This is a genomic window from Caproiciproducens galactitolivorans, from assembly GCF_029266045.1.
Taxonomy (GTDB): domain Bacteria; phylum Bacillota; class Clostridia; order Oscillospirales; family Acutalibacteraceae; genus Caproiciproducens; species Caproiciproducens galactitolivorans.
Window position 1 is genome coordinate 117,912 of sequence record NZ_JAJUFJ010000005.1, and the last position, 22,432, is coordinate 140,343.

General features: G+C 43.7%; 22 protein-coding genes. 7 read left to right on the plus strand and 15 right to left on the minus strand.

Annotated elements, in window-relative coordinates; all coding sequences use genetic code 11:
• The first annotated feature begins 1 nt into the window (after nt 1).
• From P9B68_RS05695 to P9B68_RS05710, 4 genes are all read left to right on the plus strand, one after another.
• Complete coding sequence (locus P9B68_RS05695) at nt 2–1,993, plus strand: glycoside hydrolase family 31 protein (protein WP_277668635.1); 1,992 nt, start codon at nt 2–4, stop codon at nt 1,991–1,993.
• Nucleotides 1,994–2,101: 108 nt separating this feature from the next.
• Nucleotides 2,102–2,755 (plus strand): beta-phosphoglucomutase, encoded by a 654-nt coding sequence (gene pgmB, locus P9B68_RS05700; RefSeq protein ID WP_135659522.1) that lies wholly within the window; start codon nt 2,102–2,104, stop codon nt 2,753–2,755.
• 199 nt (nt 2,756–2,954) lie between these two features.
• On the plus strand, nt 2,955–6,194 hold the full coding sequence (locus tag P9B68_RS05705; RefSeq protein WP_277668636.1) for a TIM-barrel domain-containing protein: 3,240 nt from the start codon (nt 2,955–2,957) through the stop codon (nt 6,192–6,194).
• A gap of 82 nt (nt 6,195–6,276) precedes the next feature.
• The gene (locus tag P9B68_RS05710) at nt 6,277–10,125 is read left to right on the plus strand and encodes a TIM-barrel domain-containing protein (protein ID WP_277668637.1); all 3,849 of its coding nucleotides are present in this window, start codon (nt 6,277–6,279) and stop codon (nt 10,123–10,125) included.
• A 57-nt stretch (nt 10,126–10,182) separates the two neighbouring features.
• On the opposite strand, the gene P9B68_RS05715 is transcribed toward P9B68_RS05710, so the two are convergent.
• Nucleotides 10,183–10,416: a hypothetical protein gene (locus P9B68_RS05715; RefSeq protein WP_135659516.1), complete on the minus strand. Its 234-nt coding sequence runs from the start codon at nt 10,414–10,416 to the stop codon at nt 10,183–10,185.
• Nucleotides 10,417–10,931: 515 nt separating this feature from the next.
• Between P9B68_RS05715 and P9B68_RS05720 the strand changes: the two genes are divergently transcribed.
• The 3 genes from P9B68_RS05720 to P9B68_RS05730 are packed head-to-tail and all read left to right on the plus strand — an operon-like array spanning nt 10,932 to nt 12,237.
• The gene (locus tag P9B68_RS05720) at nt 10,932–11,315 is read left to right on the plus strand and encodes a hypothetical protein (protein ID WP_135656425.1); all 384 of its coding nucleotides are present in this window, start codon (nt 10,932–10,934) and stop codon (nt 11,313–11,315) included.
• Entirely contained in the window at nt 11,312–11,731 is a 420-nt protein-coding gene (locus P9B68_RS05725) for a helix-turn-helix domain-containing protein (protein WP_277668638.1), read from the plus strand. The genes P9B68_RS05720 and P9B68_RS05725 overlap by 4 nt, the downstream gene beginning before the upstream one ends.
• Nucleotides 11,731–12,237 (plus strand): hypothetical protein, encoded by a 507-nt coding sequence (locus P9B68_RS05730; RefSeq protein ID WP_277668639.1) that lies wholly within the window; start codon nt 11,731–11,733, stop codon nt 12,235–12,237. The genes P9B68_RS05725 and P9B68_RS05730 overlap by 1 nt, the downstream gene beginning before the upstream one ends.
• A gap of 74 nt (nt 12,238–12,311) precedes the next feature.
• Here P9B68_RS05730 and P9B68_RS05735 read toward each other — a convergent pair whose 3' ends face one another.
• From P9B68_RS05735 to P9B68_RS05800, 14 genes are all read right to left on the minus strand, one after another.
• Complete coding sequence (locus tag P9B68_RS05735; protein WP_277668640.1) at nt 12,312–12,539, minus strand: hypothetical protein; 228 nt, start codon at nt 12,537–12,539, stop codon at nt 12,312–12,314.
• Between the two features lie 34 nt (nt 12,540–12,573).
• Nucleotides 12,574–13,011, minus strand: a complete 438-nt coding sequence (locus P9B68_RS05740; protein ID WP_135661203.1) for a phage holin family protein — start codon at nt 13,009–13,011, stop codon at nt 12,574–12,576.
• A gap of 14 nt (nt 13,012–13,025) precedes the next feature.
• Nucleotides 13,026–13,868, minus strand: a complete 843-nt coding sequence (locus tag P9B68_RS05745) for a glycoside hydrolase family 25 protein (RefSeq protein WP_277668641.1) — start codon at nt 13,866–13,868, stop codon at nt 13,026–13,028.
• Nucleotides 13,865–14,239 carry a hypothetical protein gene (locus tag P9B68_RS05750; protein WP_277668642.1) on the minus strand — a complete coding sequence of 125 codons (375 nt, stop codon included), beginning with the start codon at nt 14,237–14,239 and terminating at the stop codon, nt 13,865–13,867. The genes P9B68_RS05745 and P9B68_RS05750 overlap by 4 nt, the downstream gene beginning before the upstream one ends.
• A gap of 17 nt (nt 14,240–14,256) precedes the next feature.
• Complete coding sequence (locus P9B68_RS05755; RefSeq protein ID WP_277668643.1) at nt 14,257–14,778, minus strand: hypothetical protein; 522 nt, start codon at nt 14,776–14,778, stop codon at nt 14,257–14,259.
• A 10-nt stretch (nt 14,779–14,788) separates the two neighbouring features.
• On the minus strand, nt 14,789–15,385 hold the full coding sequence (locus P9B68_RS05760) for a hypothetical protein (RefSeq protein ID WP_277668644.1): 597 nt from the start codon (nt 15,383–15,385) through the stop codon (nt 14,789–14,791).
• On the minus strand, nt 15,385–15,936 hold the full coding sequence (locus tag P9B68_RS05765) for a YmfQ family protein (RefSeq protein WP_207669586.1): 552 nt from the start codon (nt 15,934–15,936) through the stop codon (nt 15,385–15,387). The genes P9B68_RS05760 and P9B68_RS05765 overlap by 1 nt, the downstream gene beginning before the upstream one ends.
• Complete coding sequence (locus P9B68_RS05770; protein ID WP_135661151.1) at nt 15,936–16,979, minus strand: baseplate J/gp47 family protein; 1,044 nt, start codon at nt 16,977–16,979, stop codon at nt 15,936–15,938. The genes P9B68_RS05765 and P9B68_RS05770 overlap by 1 nt, the downstream gene beginning before the upstream one ends.
• On the minus strand, nt 16,972–17,406 hold the full coding sequence (locus tag P9B68_RS05775) for a DUF2634 domain-containing protein (protein WP_135661150.1): 435 nt from the start codon (nt 17,404–17,406) through the stop codon (nt 16,972–16,974). The genes P9B68_RS05770 and P9B68_RS05775 overlap by 8 nt, the downstream gene beginning before the upstream one ends.
• Nucleotides 17,403–17,660: a hypothetical protein gene (locus tag P9B68_RS05780; protein WP_135661149.1), complete on the minus strand. Its 258-nt coding sequence runs from the start codon at nt 17,658–17,660 to the stop codon at nt 17,403–17,405. The genes P9B68_RS05775 and P9B68_RS05780 overlap by 4 nt, the downstream gene beginning before the upstream one ends.
• A gap of 5 nt (nt 17,661–17,665) precedes the next feature.
• Entirely contained in the window at nt 17,666–18,745 is a 1,080-nt protein-coding gene (locus P9B68_RS05785) for an XkdQ/YqbQ family protein (RefSeq protein ID WP_243113039.1), read from the minus strand.
• A gap of 18 nt (nt 18,746–18,763) precedes the next feature.
• The gene (locus tag P9B68_RS05790) at nt 18,764–19,414 is read right to left on the minus strand and encodes a LysM peptidoglycan-binding domain-containing protein (protein WP_135661148.1); all 651 of its coding nucleotides are present in this window, start codon (nt 19,412–19,414) and stop codon (nt 18,764–18,766) included.
• A 70-nt stretch (nt 19,415–19,484) separates the two neighbouring features.
• A complete protein-coding gene (locus P9B68_RS05795; RefSeq protein ID WP_277668645.1) occupies nt 19,485–20,150 on the minus strand; it encodes a hypothetical protein in 666 nt (221 codons plus the stop codon).
• A 57-nt stretch (nt 20,151–20,207) separates the two neighbouring features.
• On the minus strand, nt 20,208–22,310 hold the full coding sequence (locus P9B68_RS05800; RefSeq protein ID WP_277668646.1) for a tape measure protein: 2,103 nt from the start codon (nt 22,308–22,310) through the stop codon (nt 20,208–20,210).
• Nucleotides 22,311–22,432 lie beyond the last annotated feature (122 nt).

The following is a 22,432-nucleotide window of genomic DNA, read 5'->3' on the forward strand; positions in this document are numbered from 1 at the left end:
GATGGAAAGAATTACATTTTCTAAAAAGAAGGCCTGTCTGTCTTTTCCATTCTGTGGCCACAGCGCTCAACTCCAGTGGAGTTCAGAAAACGAAGATGGTATTCTCATCATTTCTCTGCCCTATGATGCCGCCTACGGAATGGGAGAAAAATACAATTTTCTCAATCAAAAAGGCCACCATGTGGTGAACTGTATTGAAGAGCAGTTTTGCCACCAGGAAGATAAAACATACTGTTCTGCTCCGTTTTTCTTAACAAACACAGGATTTGGGCTATATATCGAAACAGATTGTAAAACCATATTCGATTTTGGTGAGCAAATCGTAATTTCCATGCCCACCGACGCTGCTGTCATACTTTTCTCTGGTACGCCGGAAACGATTATTTCAGAGTATATGTCTCTCTTCGGTCCTGCCAAACTACCGCCAAAATGGGTTTTGGGGCCTTGGATTTCCGCCAATCACTGGGATACGCAGGAGAAAGTGGAAGAACAGATCGCAAAACTAAATCGTTATCATTTTCCAACCACCGTACTGGTATTGGAAGCTTGGAGCGATGAATCCACTTTTTATATTTTTAATGGTGCAAAATATACTCCTGTCAGCGGAAGCGAAGCGTTCAATTATTTTGATTTTGATTTTTCTGACAGCCCATGGCCGGATCCCCGCAGCATGATTGAGAATCTTCATAATAGTGGGATCCATCTGATCCTATGGCAAATTCCGGTCTATAAAAAGCAGAACCCGGATGAACCGGTCAATACGCAAAGCGAGAACGACCGTGCCTTTGCTGTGGAAAATCGGTTATGCGTGCATACAGACAAAGGGCTGCCTTATGAGATTCCCAAAGGCCACTGGTTCTCGGGCTCCATGATCCCCGACTTTACAAATTCGGAAACAAGGCGCATTTGGTTTTCAAAGCGCCAGTATCTGCTTGATATCGGCGTGGATGGATTTAAAACAGATGGCGGCGAATTCATATACCGCACGGATCTCCATTTCAAAGATGGGTCCACCGGCACACAAATGAAAAATCGGTATTCTCAAAGTTATACAAGCGCATACACAGAATTTATCGGGGAGGATCATGTGCTGTTTAGCCGTGCCGGATATGCTGGGCAGCATACCACTCCCATACTTTGGGCGGGCGACCAGCAAAGCGAAAACAATGAACTGAAAAGTGTTTTGCGCGCGGGGCTGTCCGCAGCTATGACAGGGATCCCATTTTGGGGTTTCGACATTGCGGGCTTTTCAGGCCCCCTACCCACACTTGACCTTTACCGCCGTGCTACACAGCTTGCCTGTTTCTGCCCGGTGATGCAGTGGCATTCCGAACCGGATGGCGGACAATTCCGAGACCTGATGCCAACGGGATCCGACAATAATAACGAGCGCAGTCCATGGAACTTGGCAGAAGTGTACGGGGCACCGGATTTTGTCAATGAAATGCGGTTTTGGCATAACTTACGGATGAATCTGCTGCCATACCTATATAACACGGCACTTGACTGTGTGAAGCAGTACCGCCCCATGATTCGTCCGTTGGCCTATGCTTTTCCCAATGAACAGGCAGCGTTGGGTATTGAGGATGAATTTCTTCTAGGAGAAAGCCTTTTAGTAGCCCCCATATTGGAAGAAAACGCACAATGCCGCTTTGTGTATTTGCCGGACGGTATATGGTACAACTTGTTTACGGGCGAGAAAATTTTAGGAGGGCGAACCGTTGAGTCTGTCTGTACTCTGCACTTATTGCCGGTCTATTTACGCGCAGGATACGGCATCGCATTGAATCTGGACGATTCACAAAAGTTGGGAAGCAGCGTTGGGAATGGAGTAGATTCATATCACCATTTGATTTTTTTCCTTGCGGGCGATACCGGTTCTTTTCATTTTCATGACAACCTCGGCAATGATTTTACGCTTACATGGGACACAACAGGCTGGAAAAAATCCGGGTGCAGCATTTGCCCATTTACCGTTCGGATAATTCATTAACAGTTCTTGGAATATTCATTGCAGACTGCATCCAATTTGAATGAAAGATAATCAGATCGCGAATACGGTGCAAATCCGTAATCACATTTTCAAAAGTGGTGGAGTAACTTGAAACACTATCAGGGTATTATTTTTGACTTGGACGGTGTCATTTGCCATACGGACGCTTATCACTATTTAGCTTGGAAAAAGCTTGCGGATCGTCTTGGCGTTTACTTTGACAAACAGATCAATAACCGTCTACGTGGAATAAGCCGCATGGAAAGTCTGGATATCATACTGGAAAACAGTAAAAATGTTTATACCGATGCTGAAAAACACGAATTCGCAGAGGAAAAAAATGAATATTACCGTCAGTTACTGGTGCAAATGTCGCCTGCTGATCTTTCTGCCGATGTAAAGAACACGCTGGACATTCTACGGAAAATCGGCTGTAAACTTGCAATCGGCTCGTCCAGTAAAAATGCCAGGTACATATTAGAACGAATTGGCCTGGGGCATTACTTTGACGCTGTTGTAGACGGTAATGAAATTCAACATTCAAAGCCGGATCCGGAAGTTTTTCTGCTTGCGGCGCAACGATTGGGAATTGTTTCAAGCTCCTGCCTTGTAGTGGAAGACGCAGCGGCAGGAATTGAAGCGGCCGTACGCGGCGGTTTTGATGCTGCCGGCCTGGGCGATGCCCGGGTATCCCCATTCGCCAAATATCACCTGATTCAATTTGACGAATTAATTGATATAATTACCGGAAATAGGAAATGAGTCAGCAAGACAGAATTAACAATTTCAAATATTTTAATAAATTGAAACAGGCCGTGCAAAGGAACCGGCGTTTGGTTATTGCTCCTGACTTGTATGGAATCGTTCGTTTATATACAGTAAATTCACGGAAAAAATGGAGGTGTAATAATTTCCCAACTGTTAAGCGAACGAATTTTTATTATGATTAGGAGGTGTATTCATGAAAAGGTTTTTAGGCGTTTTTATAGCACTAATTTTATGTTCTCCAGCGATATCAACCCCCGCGTTTGCATTGGATGGAGTATGGCATGACCCCTATGGTTTAAACTGCATCTATGATATTCAACCAGATGAAAGGTTGCCACGAAATCCGGTCGCAGGGGAAAATGTTTTGGTACGCAGTACGACATGGCCCATTGAATTTGGACAAACAGTATGGATTACCTACAAAAAAAATGGAGTACAACAGCAAGCAATTGGTGCGGCATGGAAATACAACAACGGAAACAATTCTTATTGGGAAGCCAATTTGGGAAGTTTTCGAAAAGGCGATGTAGTTGAATATACTGTTCATGCGAATAAAGACGGACAAAACGAAAAAACCATAGGTCCGTTTGAATTTCACGTAACCGATTGGGAACATGTCAAATCTGTTTCTTTGGCATCCAAGACAAATGGCAAAATCATTTTGAACGCCACACCGAATGTAGGATCCTTCTCCCCCAAAATGTGCTTAAGCTTCCCTACGGAATCCACCGTCGAGTTTCAACTTTCTCCGAAGGGGAACGCTACGTTTCATTCCGGAATACCTGATTTTCAGGTAACCGAAAATTCGTCATCCATTATAATTACCACCACAAAGTTAAGGGTTACCGTTACAAAGCAGCCGTATTCCATGCAAATTTATGATATAAAAAAGGCCAAAGTCCTTTCGACAAGCGGTGGTTTGGGGAATGAGATGTCCTGGTTGACGGATGGTTCAAGTATCATTGAGAAAGTACAGGACGGCTATAATTCACCGTCGACGGAACAATTCTATGGCTTTGGGGAACATTACAGCACCTATCAGCAGAGAGGGAAAACGATTGACACGTATGTTTATAACCAATACCTAAACCAAGGCGACAAAACATATTATACGGTTCCTTTCTTCTGTTCCAATAATGGCTATGGGCTGTACCTCAATTCAACCGCTTATTCAAAATTCGATATGGCATCAAGCAATACAAGCCAATATTCATTTGCGGTGGACACCGATGGGAAACCGAACGCCCTTCTTGATTATTACTTTATAGCTGGCAATCCCTTAGATGTAATTAGTGAGTATAGCAAATTGTCAGGGCTTCCTCAAGAATTACCGAAATGGGCATTCGGGTTGTGGATGTCTGCAAATGAATGGGACAGACAGTCGGAAGTAATGAATGCGATGGCGCAAGCAAATAATAATAATGTTCCGGCAACCGTTATGGTTTTGGAGCAATGGAGTGATGAAAACACTTTCTATATTTGGAACGACTCCACCTATACACCAAAATCCGGCGATAAAGTTTTTTTAAATTCGGATTTTACTTATGGCGCTAAGTGGCCTAACCCAAAAGAAATGGTTAACACGCTACATAATAACGGATTGAAAGTGGTTCTTTGGCAGGTTCCGGTTCAAAAATACACTTCTTATGCTTACCAGCAAAAGGATAATGATGAGCAATATATGATCAAAGAGGGGTATGCCGTTCGCAATGGAAAGGGCGGCCAGTATCGCATTCCTTCATCCGGCTGGTTCGGAAACAGTCTGCTCCTTGATTTCACAAATCCTTTAGCAGTAAACTGGTGGATGTCCAAACGGTCATACCTTGTCGACGATATTGGAATTGATGGTTTCAAAACAGACGGGGGTGAAATGGTTTGGGGCAAAAACACTTCTTTCTATAACGGTAAGACCGAATCGGAAATGCGCAATGAATATCCATTGCATTATATCAAAAGCTACAACGATTTTATAAAACAGAAGACAGGGAATGGAATTACCTTTAGCCGTTCCGGAACTGCCGGTTCGCAAGTTAAAGGCATCTATTGGTCAGGGGACCAGGCGTCAAGTTTTTCGGCATTCAAGGACGCTGTGCGTGCCGGACTTAGCGCAGGAATCTCAGGGGTTCCGTTTTGGAGTTGGGATCTTGCCGGATTTACCGGCAACTTTCCTACGGCGGAACTATATAAACGCAGCACAGAAATGGCGGCCTTTTGCCCTATCATGCAGTTCCATTCTGAAAAGTCCAATCCAACCCCAAGTGAAGAAAGAACACCTTGGAACGTACAAAGCCGCACGGGAGATCCTACTATAATCCCAACATTTCGAAAGTATATAAACACGCGCATGAATTTACTCCCATATATCTATAGTGAAGCACAAAACAGCGCAGTAAATGGTACGCCAATGATGAGGGCCATGATGCTTGACTATCCTGATGACGCAAACACATATTCCCTTGATGAACAATACATGTTCGGAAGAAATATCTTGGTAGCCCCTGTCTTAGAGGAGGGCAAAACAACAAAAGATGTATATCTTCCCCAGGGTGAATGGGTCGATTTCTTTCACAATGCACTCACGTGCGGCGGCGGTCACAAATCGTATTATGCGGGTGTTGACACCATACCTGTTTATGTGAAAAACGGAAGCATTCTTCCAATGAATTTCAACAGCAGCTATGCGTTAGGTGGAAATATTGGCAACAATGTTGACACTTATGATCACCTTACCTTCCGAATTTATCCGTCAGGCGAATCCAACTATACCCTAACGAATAATGACAAAACCACAATGACAGTGCGCGCGTCTGAAAATTTTGCAAACGGCACGGTAAAGGTCACTTTGCCCGCAACCAATATTCCGGTTACAACGCAAGTATTTGGCACACAGCCGTCCGGTGTTACCTTAGATGGAACTGCGTTGACCAAATATGATTCATTAACGTCGCTTTCTCAGGCTACCAACGGTTACTATTATAATATGTCTGAAAAACTAACTTATGTGAAGACGGCCGCGGCATCTACAGAACATACCATTGTTCTGAATGGTATCAAAAAAGCTCCATATGAGGCTGAGCACGCTGCTCTTAACAATGTAAGCACCAATACAGATCATACAGGGTACTATGGTGACGGATTTGTAAATCAGTTTGACAAAAATGGAGATTCTGTAGAATTTACTGTATACGCTTCTAAATCAGGTACAGCAACGCTTAAGCTGAGGTATTCAGCAGGAACTGAAGCCGCACAAAGAAGTTTCTCTGTAAACGGAGGAGCAAACCGTACTGTGCTGTTCCCAAAAACATCGGACTGGAATTCCTGGGCCGAAGTACCGGTTACAGTAAATCTGAATTCCGGGAAAAATACCATCCGCGTGGCATATACCACTTCTGACTACGCTAGTATTAATCTTGATTGTCTTCGCCTAGATTAGCCGGTTTTACGAAAAAGTGCAGCAATGCAAGTATTGAGATCCTCGCACTGCTGCACAATTTTAATTTATGGGAGGAAATCAAATGTTAAAGGCTTCATATAAAAAGTTATACATTAAATCAGCCGCAGTATTCATGGTACTGGTCTTATCTTTCACAGTCTTTTCAGGAAATTTTCGAATTACAGCCTATGCCTACGCATCCGCTTTAGGAAATGTAATCAGTACCACGACACAGGATAACAAGATCATTCTGACAATCGATAACGGCTCGGAACCTTCAGATGATAAGTTGACATTGGAAGTCTGTAAATCAAACATCTTGCGTGTAGACTATCAGCCAAACTCCGAAGGGCCTAGTCCCGATACGCCAATGATAGACCCAAACCTTTCATGGAATGCAACCACAGCGGCAATCAACACCGCAAATGATCCTATTACCATAAAAACGGATGCAATGATTATTGAAATAGCAAAAAGGCCCTGCCGTATGACAGTAAAAAAGGCTGATGGTACCACATTGTTCTGGGAACCCCCTTCAGGGGGCGTCTATAACGGCGGAATTCGCTTTGTACGTGCTGCTGCAACAAATATGTATGGCATTCATGGATATGATTGCTTTTCTGAAAATGGTCAACTCCTTAGAAATGATACCAGCGGTCAAGCCACTGCTGGGCAGCAAGGTGATTCCGGTGGACCCTTTATGTGGTCCACAGCGGGATATGGGCTTTTGATTGATTCGGACGGCGGGTATCCTTACATTAACTCGACAAACAAAAAAATGGAATTCTATTATGGCGATACCCCAAGAGAAGGCCGCCGATATAATAAAACCGACGTAGAGTACTATATAATGTTGGGTGATCCCAAACAAATCATGAAAGACTATTCAAAAATAACAGGTACATCACCGATGATGCCAAAATGGTCTTTGGGGTTTTCAAATTTCGAATGGGGTATAAATGAAACTGAGCTGAATAACATGGTAGACACTTATCGGGCAAAGAATATTCCTTTGGACTCGTATGGCCTTGACTATGACTGGAAAAAGTATGGCGCTGACGATTACGGTGAATTTACGTGGAATACGGCAAATTTCCCTTCCGCTTCCACAACATCGCTAAAAAATGCCATGCGTTCCAAAGGCATAAAATTAATTGGAATTACAAAACCACGAATTGTAACAAAACTTTCAGATGGTACGCAAACAGCACAAGGAAAAGCGGCGAAAAACGGCGGCTATTTTTACCCCGGTCACAATGAATATACGGATTATTTTTATCCGGTGACCGTCCAAAGCATTGATCCGTATAACCAAAATGAACGTGCATGGTATTGGCAGCATTCCATAGATGCTTTTAACAAAGGAATTGTTGGCTGGTGGAACGATGAAACCGATAAAGTGTCGACTAACACAGCGTCCTACTGGTTTGGCAATTTTACTACCCTACATCTTTCACAGGGGATGTATGAAGGGCAAAGATCATTTACGAATGGCCAAATGCGTGTCTGGCAAACCGCAAGAAACTACTACCCAGGCACACAACGTTACAGCACCAGCCTCTGGTCGGGCGATGTTGCCACACAGTTTTACAAAGGGGAACGTGTGAACTGGGCTGCAGGCCTGAATGAGCAAAAGGCAAGTTTACTGTCAACAATCAACAATGGCCAGCCCAAGTGGGGCTGTGATGGCGGTGGTTTTAATCAAAATTCGGGTACGATCGAAAACCCAAGCCCGGAACTTTATACTCGTTGGCTTCAGCTTGCTTCTGTAGCACCTAAATTCCGTGTACACGGAACATACAATCACCAACGCCAGCCGTGGTATTTCGGCAAGACAGCGGAAGCAGTAACAAAAGCCGCGATCCACCTTCGCTACTCATTATTGCCATATCTTTATTCTTATGAAAGAGAAGCTTATGACACGGGCTTAGGAATTGTACGCCCCCTTTTGTTTGATTACCCGGCTGATACGAATGTAGCAAATTACTCTGACGCATGGATGTTAGGCGACTGGCTCTTGACAGCACCCGTCACTGAACGGAACCAGGCCTGTAAATGGATTTATCTTCCGAAAGGGACTTGGACTGATTATAATCGAGGCGTAACCTATACCGGTGGACAGTATATCCCGTATATGCTCAACAGCGATTCATGGACAGATTTGCCGATGTTTATTAAAGAAGGTGCTATTATACCTTCACAGGATGTCGTCGATTATATTGGTCAAAAAACAATTCGTAAAGTCAAATTTGATATTTTCCCATCCACCCAAACGACCAGTTTTAATTATTATGACGATGATGGGGAGACTTATCAATACGAAGGAAACAGCTATTTCCGACAAACTGTTTCTGCACAAAAAGGAACAGAAAACTTGACACTAAACATTTCACCTAAAGCGGGTACATATAGCAATGGCGTTCAATACTACTATTTAGCGGTTCATGGAACACCTGCATCTTCTGTAACGGAAAACAAAACCATTCTACCGAAATGTACGGACTACAATACACTCTTGGCAACAAATGGCCCCGCATATGCTGTAGGAAAAGATGTTTATGGCGCTGTAACCTATATAAAAACTTCTGCCGGCTCAGAAGTTGCAAAGAGTATCGTATTAAACGGAATCGCAGCTGTATCCGACACAAGTCAAAAATACGAGGCGGAAGACGCTTCCCTTTCAGGGAACTCAACCGAGACAAAAACTTCTGTAAATAATAATCATGGCGGGTATTCCGGAACAGGTTTTGTGGATCGGTTTGAAACCGATCAAGCTGCCGTTACATTTTACACGAAAGTAACCAATCCCGGGGATTACAAGGTTTCACTTCGCTATTCCAATGGAAATTCTTCTTCGAAAAGCAAGTCGATTTATGTAAATGGGAAATATGCCTGCAAAGTGGTTTTGCCTCCGACTGTAAACTGGGATACTTGGTCAGACTTTAATGTTTCAATCCCTCTTGCTGCAGGCAACAACAGCATTTCCATAGAGAATGATTATGCTGGCGGGGATAGTGGAAATATCAGCCTAGACTATATTAAAGTACCATTTTATCCCACTCATATTCAAATGGAAGCAGAGTCTGCCGCGCTTTATGGTTCGGCAAAAGTCAATTATGATCATCATTTCTACAGTGGAACAGGTTTCGTGGATACTTTAACATCTGTAGGTGACGCAGCGGAATTTACCGCTGTATTGCCGCAATCGGGTACCTATAACGCCATTCTGCGTTTCTGCAATGGCACACAAACTGCAAAAAATCTAAGCTTATATGTGAATGACAACTTTGTTTCCGCAGTCGATTTACCGAGCAATGGGGGCAATTGGGATCTATGGCAGGACGTCAAGGTTACACTATCGTTGATTTCTGGAAAAAACACTATTAAGCTAAAATTCGATAGTGGTAATTCCGGCAATGTAAATCTGGATAAACTAACACTTCCGTTATCTTCCGAAGTTACTGCGCCAATCAATTTATTGGATAATGGTAATTTTGAAAGGCCGACTGGTTACAGTAGCAAATGGACCGAATGGCATCCAGATGGACAGTCCGTTGCTTATGGCATCAACTCCGGTTCAGATTCGAATCCACCTGCTTCTCCGCATGAAGGTGATAAGAGAGCATATTTTTACAGCGGAAGCAATTTTAAGCAAAGCATACATCAAAATGTATCCGTAGCAAACGGCACCTATACGGTGGAAGCATGGGCAAAAGTTATAAATACTGCGCCTACCATATGCCGTATGGAAATAACAAATTATGGAGGGAACAATATTTTTACGAATCTTCCTTCATCTGGAAGCGGATGGAAAAAAATTGTTGTATCAAATGTGCAAGTTACCAACGGACATGTAGATGTTGGTTTTTACTGTGACTCGCCCGGTGGGACAATCGTTCATATTGATGATGTAAGGCTATATAAACAATAATACATTTTGTAACCGACTAAATCCCATCCCGTATATAAAAATCCGGGATATGCCGGTTCACTCCGGTAAATTGCCCAGATTGTAAGGCAGAGCATCAATACCCGCAAAAACAATCCGAGCTTTCCTGCTATGGAATCGGCAGATGTCCCCGATGATGGGGTATTGGAAGGCCAGCGTAGGGACACCGTCCTTGGCAAGAGCGTAAATTGCAGCCGCTTCTGCCTTACTGGGATGGTATCCCTTTCCTTTTGCCCATTTCCGATAATCACTTGTAAAACCCGCTTCGCTCATTGCACAGATATTGTCAAAAAGGCTAATAAGCGGGGCTTGTTCGCGGCATCTCGCCGCCTATACGGGTAATAACAGGATGTTAACGGGTTCAAATCCCGTCTCGCGTAATAAAAAAGCAGCCCAACCGCCAAGGTTGAACTGCTTTTTCCAATGGTGCGGGTGACACGGCACCACTATATCCGAAATTATTCAAGATTGGAAATGGATTTGGAATATGGTTTAAAATATAAAGTAGCACCCTTTACTCTCTGCCCCACCGGAGAAGTAGACAAGCGAAAAGGCTATATTCAGTTTCAATCCCCTATAAAAATATTCCCCCCGCCAGCCAATCAGCCAACGGGGGATGGTTTTGTTCTTTGAAAATTTTATTGCTTTATATTTGAATTTATCGAAATATATTATATAATAGGTATAAAATTTATATAGGTAATTTCAAAATTAATAATAAAATATTTTTAAAAAAATCATTGCAAATATAACCTATAAGTTATATTATATGATTAGGAAGCGCAAATATGGATATAATACATAGAGTACCAGGATATAACCACATATATGCTTACAAGTCTTTTAGTGATGAATTCTGTCGACTTTTCAAAAACGACAAAGCCTCTTTAAAAAGGTATCAAAAATGGCTAACCCGACGATTAGGCATGTTGGAATCAAAAGGAACTGCTTGCATTAATGGGCAATCTTTTGAGTATATTGATCAAGACATTTATTCTATACGTCTTCCTGAAAGTAAGCACAATCCACGAGTAATCTTTACATTTTGTTTAGGTGAACAAAATGTAATATTATTAACCGCGTTTTTAGAACAAAATTCTTCAGATTATGATTCTCCTAAACGTATCTCCAGAAACAGAATAGTCATGATTAGGGAGGAATTTGATTTATGACTTTGGAAGAAAAATTAGCTAAAGTCCCTGTTGAAAATAATTTTTTTAGTGAGCTATCAGAAGTAGATATCGCTTATGGAAAATTAATGGGAAAAATAGCAGGCAAAATAATTTTAGAGCGTACTAAAAATCATTTATCACAAGAAGATTTGGCAAAAAAACTTGGCGTTAAACAGTCTTTAATATCCAAATGGGAAAGTGGCGACAATAACTTCACTTTTTTGCAAGTAATCAAAATATTTAATAAACTAGGTATTGATATTGATATAGTCTTTAATCCGCAAAACCAATATATGCAAAATAGTATTTCTTCATTTAGATTTACAATGCCACAGAAAACAAAAACAATACCATCAGAAGATGTTAGAAATATTCTATCAGAAGAATTTCTAGAAAAAGAGAGCGCGATTGCTTAATGAAAATTAATAATCAAATAACTGCAGACATTCAATTTATTGGAAGTTGCATTCAAAGAACTAAAATTTCAAATAATATTATTCGCCTTGATGATGATGCTGTACGAGAATTTGGTATAGACATCGATGTTCCCGAAATAGAACGGAACGAAAGCCTTGCATTGATTGGAATAGTTAATTTAGGTATTATTGTAAATGTAAAAGATAAAAAAAATAATAAAAAAACAAAAATCGATATATTAATACAAGGATGCTTTTCCTCAACAAATCCAGAGTTATCGGAAGATAAATTCAAAGCTATGCTATATATAAATGGCGGTAGTGCTTTATATTCTATGGCTCGATCATTTATTTGCAATATATCAGCTAATATTTACGAATCTGGTAAACTTCTTTTGCCAATGATTAATATAATTGAATTTATAAAAGAAAAAATAAAAGAAGAGAAACAAGCAAAACCAAAAGCGGCATCAGAACAACTTGATAAAACAACCAAAAATAATTAAATCAAAATCACACAGAAATTAATCCAGTAAACAAAAAATCCCCGCTCTCCGAAAAGAAAGCGGGGATTTCTTCGTTATTCCTGCTTTGTTACTTCATCCGGCGTATTGCTTGCTCCGGCTGCTGCGGAATCCACAAGCCCCTCGCCTACTATGTACGCGATTACTGCACCCAGCGACATGATTACGCCGCTGATCTGCTGGGTGGTGTTTGCGTCCACGTTAAAGAGCGCCAGCACACCGACGACAAATGCCGCTACGGCCATCCAAAATTTACGGGATGTAAGTTTCTGTGTAATATTCATATGTACCCTTCTTTCTGCCGGATATCCGGCTATTTTATTTTTGCTCAGACTGCTTTTTTATGGCGGCAAATGCATTTTTAATGACTTCTGGCATCGGCAGCCCCATAATACCTAAATTCTCTATAATCGAAAACCCTTCGTTCGCAATGAAAAACAGAATTACCGTATTGCGTATGTAGCTGCTGTTCCCGGCCAGCATGTCAATCTGGACGGCCATATAAACGATTGCCAATATGCCGCCCTTCCGGAACAGTCCTTTCAGGCTGGCATTGCTTTCGAAGGATCCATCTTCCGTCTTTGGGGAGCTTTTCCAGACAAGAGCAATAATAATCCCAAGGACATAATCGACCGCCATGAATGTAATTAACACTTGTAACGATTCGTCCCACCCTCCAAGCGCCTTTGCAAGCACCGCTCCCGCCGCCGAACAAGCGGTAAGCACCGAAAAATATAATGCTCTGGCTTTATCCATTCGCCCCTGCCTCCTTACTTAACATTCACCACAAACTGCTTTTTCCCGTTTACGTAAATTCCGGTACCGCTCTTTGGCGCGCCCACAGCGCACAGGTAAAAGTAATGGTCATTGCCAACCACATACCGCGGTAGGATGGTTACAACGTCGGGAGTGCCTGTGGTAACTTTCGGCGGAGTGTTGCCGGATACGGTAACTTTCATTTGATAAAACGCGCCATGCTTAATAGCCATATTGCACGTTGTGTCGCTGATAAATTCCGGCCCGAAATCTTTGTAAGACACGTTCATATCCAGTCCGCTGCTCGTAATGCCATCGACCTTACCGTCGGATGCATATTGCCACATATCGCACAAGTTTGAGCGGTTGGTATTCTCCGGTTTCGCATTGCTGTACCACGCCATCCAAATAGGGATTCCGGAGGCTTTTATCCGGGCAACGTCAAGGTGTTTCGCGGAATAAAACCAATTGTAATTGCTATATACCATCGGCTGGTATCCGGCTGCTTTAATACGCGCGCAGAAATCCAGTACCATGCTTGTCAGCTTGTCCCGGTTCATTGTAAGCAGCTCGTTATGTTCCACATCCACCGCAACCGGCCATGTGATTTTATACGGCTTAATCGCTGCCAGACAATCCTTAACTTGATTCTCAACGCTGCTTCCCGCACGTAGGAAGTGATATACGCCGATCGGCAAACCGGCTGCAATCGCCGCCGCTGCGTTTGCTTTAAAACATGGGTCTATGTAATTTACACCCTCGGTCGCTTTAAGCATCACAAATTGGATTCCTGCGGCTTTTACGCGCTTGAAATCCGGATTTTTTTGATAATGGGATATGTCGATGCCTTTGATCATTTTTGCACCTCCTCAGAGAGCACCTGATGAACCATTTCCTGCAAAGAAGCAATCTGCTCTTTGAGGGACGCAATGTCCAGCTCCGATTGTGTTATGCGCGTAATTTCCACAGAAAACATACCGTCCGCATAGGCGCACCTGAAATCTCGCATGTATCCCTTGTAAAGGCACACTTCAACACCATCCTCGCAGTATGTAATGGTGTCCGTTGTTGGATTTTCAAGTGCTGCGGAAATGGCTGCATAATCATGGTTGGATTTAAGAATATCGATCCTTAATACTTCCTTACCTTCTCCGAAGTTATATTGATAAGGGTAAACTTGCTGTACCGTCAACGATTTTTCTCCAACTGTGATTGTTTTTACTGACATAATTATTAACCTCCTTATTATCTAATAGGAATCGAAACCCTATTAATCTTAATCCCATACACATGGCACGTTATACCGCCGCGATGATTCGTCTGTGCTGATATACCTAAATAAGCACTAGCTGTATTTACGGTTTTTGTAATTGTTGTTCTTGGAAACGAATTATAAGTAGCAGCATCAGCTAATCCGAGATTCTCCTGAAATGAGCCTATATACAATGCGCCATCCCCGATAACGGTACAATCACAATCTATCTCCAATGTTAAAGGGACACTATAATTTGTGTATGGATATAAAATCAAAGAAACCGTTTCAACATAACTGCTTGAATCTGATGGTATGTAGCCATTCCATGTACCATTTGAAATAGTGGATGTATATGTACCAATATCAAATGGCGCTTTGCCAAAGTGTGTTCCTACCCATACATCAACCCATGCTGAACCATTCCAGCGCCGTATAAACTCGCAGTCTTGCCATGCTGAACCATTCCAGCGTTTATTATTTAGTACGTCGATTGAGCCATTACGTCTTAACATAGCGCATCACCTACCAAACCCATAATGCGGTTGTATCGGACGGGGCAGTTTCTTGGATTTTGACCGGGTTACTATCCTGCGTTGTAGAGCCGGAGGCAAAATCTGCGCTTGCGGCATGACCGCCATCGGCAATATTAATCCACGAACTATAGCTTGACTGGTTTTGTTTGCGTTTGTAAATTGTACCAGGTAATCCACCCACACCATTAATAGGCAAGTATATCTGTTCTTGCCATCCTTCTGCGCTGCTCGTTGGCCACGGCGCATATGGTAGCACAATTAGTGTACCTTGAGAATCCTGCACTATAGGCACGTTTGTCCAACTAGCACATTTATGGATTCCAATTTCAAAGCACGTATCCGCGTCCGTTGGCGTATAACCGTGGTTATAGATTGGTAGGGCGTCTATTTTTAATGTTGCCCCGTCTTTTATGATCGGCTTACCTGCGATAGTGGCGCCTTGGATGGCGGAAGAAGCTTTGCCGTCTATTTCTTTTAATTTTTGATCTATGATCGCGTTGTCCTCTACAAAATCAGTCCGCTTTGGATATTCATTCCCTTGCCATTGGTTCAGGCCGTAATTTGGTGTTTTGTTCGCACTTGGCATTATGTATCCTCCTTATATGTTTCAAATGCATCCCATGTAAGGCCTAAGGCGTCCCATTCATCCCACGTATGGCTATACGCTTCTACCTTATCCCATGTGATGAAAGTATAAATAAACGAGTAGGCAAGGTGCGCCGGTTTGATTTCCTCAATAGCCGCTATCAGGTCATCCATGTTCGGCGGGATTCCAAGCGTACCGATGAATTTAACGTCAAACGAATACAGCGCAGGATGTTCGATGATTTCGACAATACCGTTTGAAAAACTCTCCGCTACGTTTTGAATCATAAGCTTTGTAGTAACACCCTGCGATCGCAGCTTGCTTTCAATCCGGCTTCGGCGGAAGCTAAACGGCTTTGAAACGTCGGTTGCCAATCCCAGTACCTTTTCCCACAAATCAAGGCCCCACGTGGCCGTCTGGACGTTCAGTTGCAACAGCAGGTCATCCTTTGCGTCCATCAGTTTTTGCACCTGCGCATTCAGCGCGGCTTGAATTTGAACGTCCGGCTCGCTCCCTTTGTAATTTGGCGGAAGCAGATCAATCAACGCCATCAGTTAACCACCACCGTTCCGAGCACGGGTACTTGATTTGCAGCTATCGTGATATTCTCTGCGCCTCCGTTTACTGTCAGACTGGAGAAGTCCGTCACCCCGTCAACTCCCATTAAAATATAGATGATCTGGTTGATCAGCACCTGATACTTTACAAACGCAATGCTTTTCAGGTAAGTATCCAGCTTCGCTGAAAAGTCTTTCTGCACCTGTGCCGCCGTCGTGCTGGTATCCGTCGTTACGGTAACGGATACGTCAATGTTCAATGCAGAAGCGCTTTCCACTATGACAAGCGGGCCGATGGGGCGTTGTTCTTCAATGTGTGCGGCGCATGCGGAAACAACCTCTGCGGAAACCGGCTGCTTTTCCGGCCCTACAATCATAACTCCCACAGTACCAGGTCCGTTTGCTAACGGCGTAACCTTAACCGCGCCCACACCGTTTACTTCCAGCGCCCATTGTTCGTAGTGGTGCGTATTCCCGCTGGTCACCGGTTTTTGCAGGTAATTATAGTACCGGGTAACAAGGCTTTTATCGCTCTCCGGGTCAGTTCCCCCAGTCGCGGCCTCCACGTTCGTGACCGACGTTAATCCGCTGATACTGTTGTACTGGTTTACAATACTTCCCGCAGGGACGTTATAGGCTTCTCCAACCTCTGCTGCGGCGGCCGTTGCAGTTGCGCTTCCTTCTGTAATTGTAACGTCGTCCGAGGTAATGTATTCTAACCCATCGGGCGTTAAAAACACCGTCCCGGCCGGGATAGCAGTACCGTCCGACCCGGTGAACGTCAGCTTCGCGTGTGCCTTTGTTCCCGGCTTCCGCGTGATTCCGTGTTCTCCTGCCCGCTTATCGATGTATTCCCCGGACGTTTCGTCCACATAGGCAATCGGAAGCAGGGCGTTCATGCCCTGATACACTTTCCAAATTTGCAGCGCAACCGGGCTGATCAGATTATTGGTATAGCTGCCTTCGCGCGTGTCTACTGTGGTGATATTCGAGAGGATCTCTTCTTTTATGCTTTCCGGCGTAATTTCTTCATACATTGATATTCACATCCCCATTTAAGTCAATCTCCCCGTACACGGTAACCAGCGTACAGGCAATGGTAAGTATTCCGTCCGCAAAGGAAACCGAGGTGTTTTGAACATCGGTGATGTACGGATTAATTAACAGGCATTCCCGCACGTACCGGATTCCCTCCGCCTGCTTTAACTCGTCGGAATAATTCTGGCCGATTAAGGATTCCGCCTCGTTCCCATATGCCCATGTATAAATTTCATACCGGAAGCGCGGCGTATGCAGGGCATTCCACGCCCAGACATATACGGCTTCTTTCCCTTCCAGCATGACGGGATTCCCGTTTTTCCAGATCGGCGCGTTCTTTTCATAGTCCCAGGCTACCTCGCGGTAGAACGGTAATTCTGTATCCACGTCCGCCGCCTGCGGCTGTATGATCGGAAACAGGCTCATACTCCCACCACCTTGCAAAGAATAATGAAATGCTGGTCACCGTCCAAAGTAACCAGCAATACGGAATCCCCTGATTCCAATTCCCCCAATGCCGCGTTTTTGAATAGTGCGCCTTCATCCTGAACCGTACTGCTCACATCGATTTTCAGCGGATTCGGGCTGATGACCGTCCCCAGCCGGAAGAGCGTGGGGATCTGCCTATCCGCCTGATTCCGGACAAGCTGTACTATTTTCACATACGGATTATCTTCCAACTAAATCACCCCGGAGGATTAATATACTGCCAAGTTTCCCCGGAAGTCGTTTTCTTCTTGTTTTTCTTTGATTTTGAAGCCGTTTTCTTTCCGGTTTTATTTGGCAATGAACCCACGTCTTTCTCGTCCATTATGTTTTTAAAATTGACTACCAGCTTATTCAGATACAGACCGTTTTTCCAAGTGTGAACGTCGGAATCAATAAAAAACAGGCCGTAAAGGCCTGTGTACGGTTCGCGGACAACCACCGTCCCGCCGGTGACGTTCGCGATATTCCCAAGGTTATTTAACGTGATTTTTTGTTCCACCCCGTTATCATTCAGCAGTTTCTGCGCCTGCGCGGTCACGTCCTCTTTATCCGATTGTTTCAGGTAATCCTGCATTACGCCGTACAGTTTGATTGCCTCCGCGTTCTTCATGGTTTTAATCAGCTTGTCTTCCTTGTTGTAAATAACAACCTGATTCACCATATTTTCAATGCTTTCGGATACGGTCGCGTCCATCAGGTTTGACCCGCCCTCAATCACCAGCGTATTCTCATTGGCCTTTTTCTCCACAACGCAGAGCTGTTTCCCTCGGAACACCAAGTGGTATTTTTTCTTTGTCTGTGCGGAAGCCAAAGTGTAGGCTGTCTGGACAATATCGTACAGGCTGCACCCCAAAAAATTGCGGCTCAGTTTAAAACCGGTGGAAACGATTTCGCCCGCGGATATCCCGAAGTCCGTACAAATGCGGCGTGTGATTGCTTCCGGCGTTACGTTCGTAAATTTGTAGGACGCTTTGCTTTTTAAATAGAATCCGCGGTCGAAGCACCCGATATCAATAATGCTGCTCTCCGTTCCCTTCTGGCGGGTAAAGACATATCCTTCAAACAGGGTAGTGTTTCCTTCCATCAGCGTAACCGCGTTCCCGAGTTCGCATTTGACCGTCGGAATGCTTTTATCCGTAGCAGAAGAAAGCAGGCCGAAATCAAGGCTGCGGGCACGCTGCTGATAATCCCCGGACCATGTGATCGTAGGCGCCAGCTCTGTTATATCCATGGTGCCGCTTGAATTTGTAAGCAATAGCTTTGGTATTTGTATCACCCCCAAAACCGTCCGAAATTAAAGCTGCGCGGCAGGCGGCAGCTTAATAATCTGCCCGATGCGAATTAGGTTCGGGTTTTTAATCCCGTTGTACTTTGCAAGCTTGGCGTAAAGGCTGGAATCGCCGTAATATTTCCGGCAAATTGCGCTGAGCGTGTCGCCTTTCACGACTTTGCAACTGCTTGTCTTGCTCTGTGTTGCGCCCGCGCTGTAACTCCGGCTCAAATTCCCGCTTTTTGTGGTTGTTCCGGACTGCACCGCTGTCAGGATTCTTTTTTCACGAAACGTCAGCGTAGCGTACACATCGTTTGAGCCATCCCGCTCTCCGTAATCGATGGATTCCATTATAACCGGTATATTAATTGGCGTTCCGGAAACCACGAATCGCAGCAGCGGATGATAGTCGCAATAATTCAGGAAGATCTTTACATAGTCATATGGAGATATCATATTGGTAAAATTGCAAAACGGGTATGCCCGCGCCGGGAACATACAATCGATTTTAATCGTCGCCAGCGTAGGGTATCCGGCAATATTCACGTCACCGACGGTATGGATATTAATAGTTTCCACTTTTATCCCATGGCTGATCTGGAATTTCTCCGGCGTGACCGGAAGTGCCATTTCGCTGTTCAGTTCCGTGTTTTTTATAATAATCCGGCGAAGCATACAACCCCCCCCCTTCAAAAAAATGGCATAAAGAAAGCGGCCGCCGTTTGGCAGTCGCTAATCCCGTCTATTAATCTTTCGGTGGATTGATATATTCGAAGACTTCTTCGCTTGAGTTTGCATTATTTGATTCGTTATTTTGACTCTTTGTAATTGTTAATATAATTGCTCCGGTAGACCTGCTGAGTTGAAATTCAGCATCCCCAATTTGTTTTTGCGGCTTTGATTCTGCTACCGATATATTCTTTTCCACCCAAGCTTTTATTTCTTCTGGCTTTGATTCATTGTATGGCATGGTTGAACAGAATTTTAGGTAGCTATTCGCGACAGTTTCAAACGTTTTTTTATCTTTTCCCGATATGTTTTCTGCCCCAAAAGAAGCGCTCACAACTTCCTTATTTGCGTTAATTGTCATACCACAGAACAAATTAATTCCAGTATCAGGATCGACCCATTCATTATTATAAATTTGCATGTTACCAACTTCTGATACTTTAGGATGAACTACTTTAAACCCGCGATTTTGAAGAGACACTTTAACATCTATATAGTTCGAACCTGATATTCCTTTTGGTGTATCCAATTCTGTACTGTTCGATTCTGAGTTACTTAATGTTTCTGAAGATAACGTTTCCTTTGAAGATAAAGTCAATGAGGATGTTGAGCCAGACGTATTGCATGATGTCAATGAAAGCACCAAGATAAAAGATAATAGCAAAGCAACTACTTTTTTCATAAATCCCCCTCCATACCATTATTTTCTATTATATCATAATAAAAAAATAAAGCAACGTCAAGTTATCATTTCCGCCTTTTGAATCTTTTCCACCAGCGCTCGTGCAATTTTGTCTACGTCTGCTTCCTCGCGTACAACAAAAGAATTACCGGAAATTACAACGCTCGGATTTTTTTTTGCGGACCGCGCTTCTACCGCGGTGCTGACCATTTCGCCTTCGTGAAGCAGGGCGGGGAAATTGTTATACGGAACGCGGAACAAACCGGTTGCATGTGAACTGCCGACCATCCCCACATAGCCGGAAGAGTGCGCGCTGCCCGTTCCTCCGACCATTCCGGAATAACCGGGCGATTTTATTGCATTTGATATTCCCAGCATTCCAACGATCTTATCTTTCGCCTTATAGCCTAATCCTTTTGTAAATTCCTGCTGCATGGTGTATCCTGCGTTCCAATACTCCGATTTTAGCCCAGTATCCTCCCGAATACTGGCAATCAGGCTTTTATCAGCTTCTAGCTGCAATTGATACCCTCTGGTAGCTTTATACTCATTGGCAGCGATAATTTTGGCTTCCTCTACATCCTGTGCCGCCTGAATTTCAGCTTGTTCATTTCCTTTCGCCGCTTCCATCATAGATTTTTTATAATCTTCCGCTAACTGCTTGAGGCGGCTTTTATTCTCTTCGCTGAAATTTCCGGTTATTTCGCCTGATACAACGCCCGTTAAAGCTCTTTGCTCTAAATCTTTTTGCATATTTTCAAGGCTGGCCTGGAATTTACCCTGCATAGAATAAGCTTCTTTTAACGCGCTTCCGGTTTTTCCTCCCAGCCAGTCGATTTGTGCCTGAATGCCTTTTTTGCTTTCGTCAATGTAGCCTTGACCTAGTGCTGCTGTTAGGTCATCCTGTGCATCTTCTAAACTGCTTTTTAAACCGTTATATGTATGCGACTGCAATTCCATACTACCCTCGTTCGCTTTTCCCATATAATCAGCTATTGTTTTTGCAGCCTGTTCTCCCGGAATCAGTCCCTTGGATACCATTTCAACTATTTGCCCTTTAGTTTTGCCGGAGGCCTCCGCAAGATAATCAAAAGCCGGTATGTGGCGGTCAAGAAGCATATTCAGATATTCTATCGTAGTTTTCCCGGTCATTTTCATTCGCCCGAGCGCTGTTATTACATATTTTATATCCTCGGTGCTCATTTTTGTTGCAGAAGCGGTGTCGCCCACCTTTACTAACAGAGGAATTATTTCATTTTGTTTATAACCATAGTTGAGCATTGTTTTGCTTAATTCGGTAAGCTGGTCATATTCAAATGGAGTTTTATTTCCAAAATCTCTAATTGAGGAAAGGAAACTCTTTGCTTTTTCACTACCACCTAGAATTGTAGTAAAGGATCCCATATCCTGTTCCCTTTTAGCTGCAATATTTATTCCGCTAGCCAGTAGTTCAGACTGGCTCTGCTTTATAGTATTATAGCTTTCCTGAACCACAGATTTAAAGGCGTCGTCCTCTTTTTGAAAATTCTGAACCGCCCCGTTTACCGCGCCGATTGCGGTTCCCGCCGCCGCGCCGATTGCCGTACCAACACCCGGGCTTATCATGCTGCCTATTGCCGCCCCAGAACCGGCGCCGCTCAAAGCGCTTTCAAACAATGTCCCTGTATTGGAACCATATGCGCTGCTTACAAGCGTATTCGCCATGACGGAAACGGTATCACCAACCATTTTTGTAAGCCCCGCCTGCGCAATCGCGCTGACCGCCCCCGCAATTCCCGTGCTTTTTCCGGTACCAGCCCGGTTATCCGCCTTGCTAACCGCGTCGGTCATGTTCAGAATGTCCCTTTCCGCCTGCCGCGCATTCTTCGATACAAGGTCAAGATTCCGGCGTGCGTTTTCGTATTTTTCGGAAGCGATTTCCATTGCCATTTTGTCGGCGGCACTTCCGGTTGCCAAAAACTGCTTTTCCGCCGCCTTCAGTTCCGACTTTGCCCTGTCCGTATCAACTTTTAACGTGATCTTGTTCCGGTTCAGTTCATTCAGTTTTTCGAGTGTTCCGGTCAAATCTTTATTAAACGAGGAATTCGCATTCCGCATGGTAGTGATTGCCTGTGTAAAATTATCCTTTGCGCTGATCGCAATGCTAGAGTCTGTTAACACAAAAAATTGCATCTATAATCATAGCGAAATAGATGAAACCACAGAACATAATATCAAGTTTATCATAACGCGTAAAAATTCTTCGAAAACGTTTTAGGCGAAGAAAATAACGTTCAATTTCA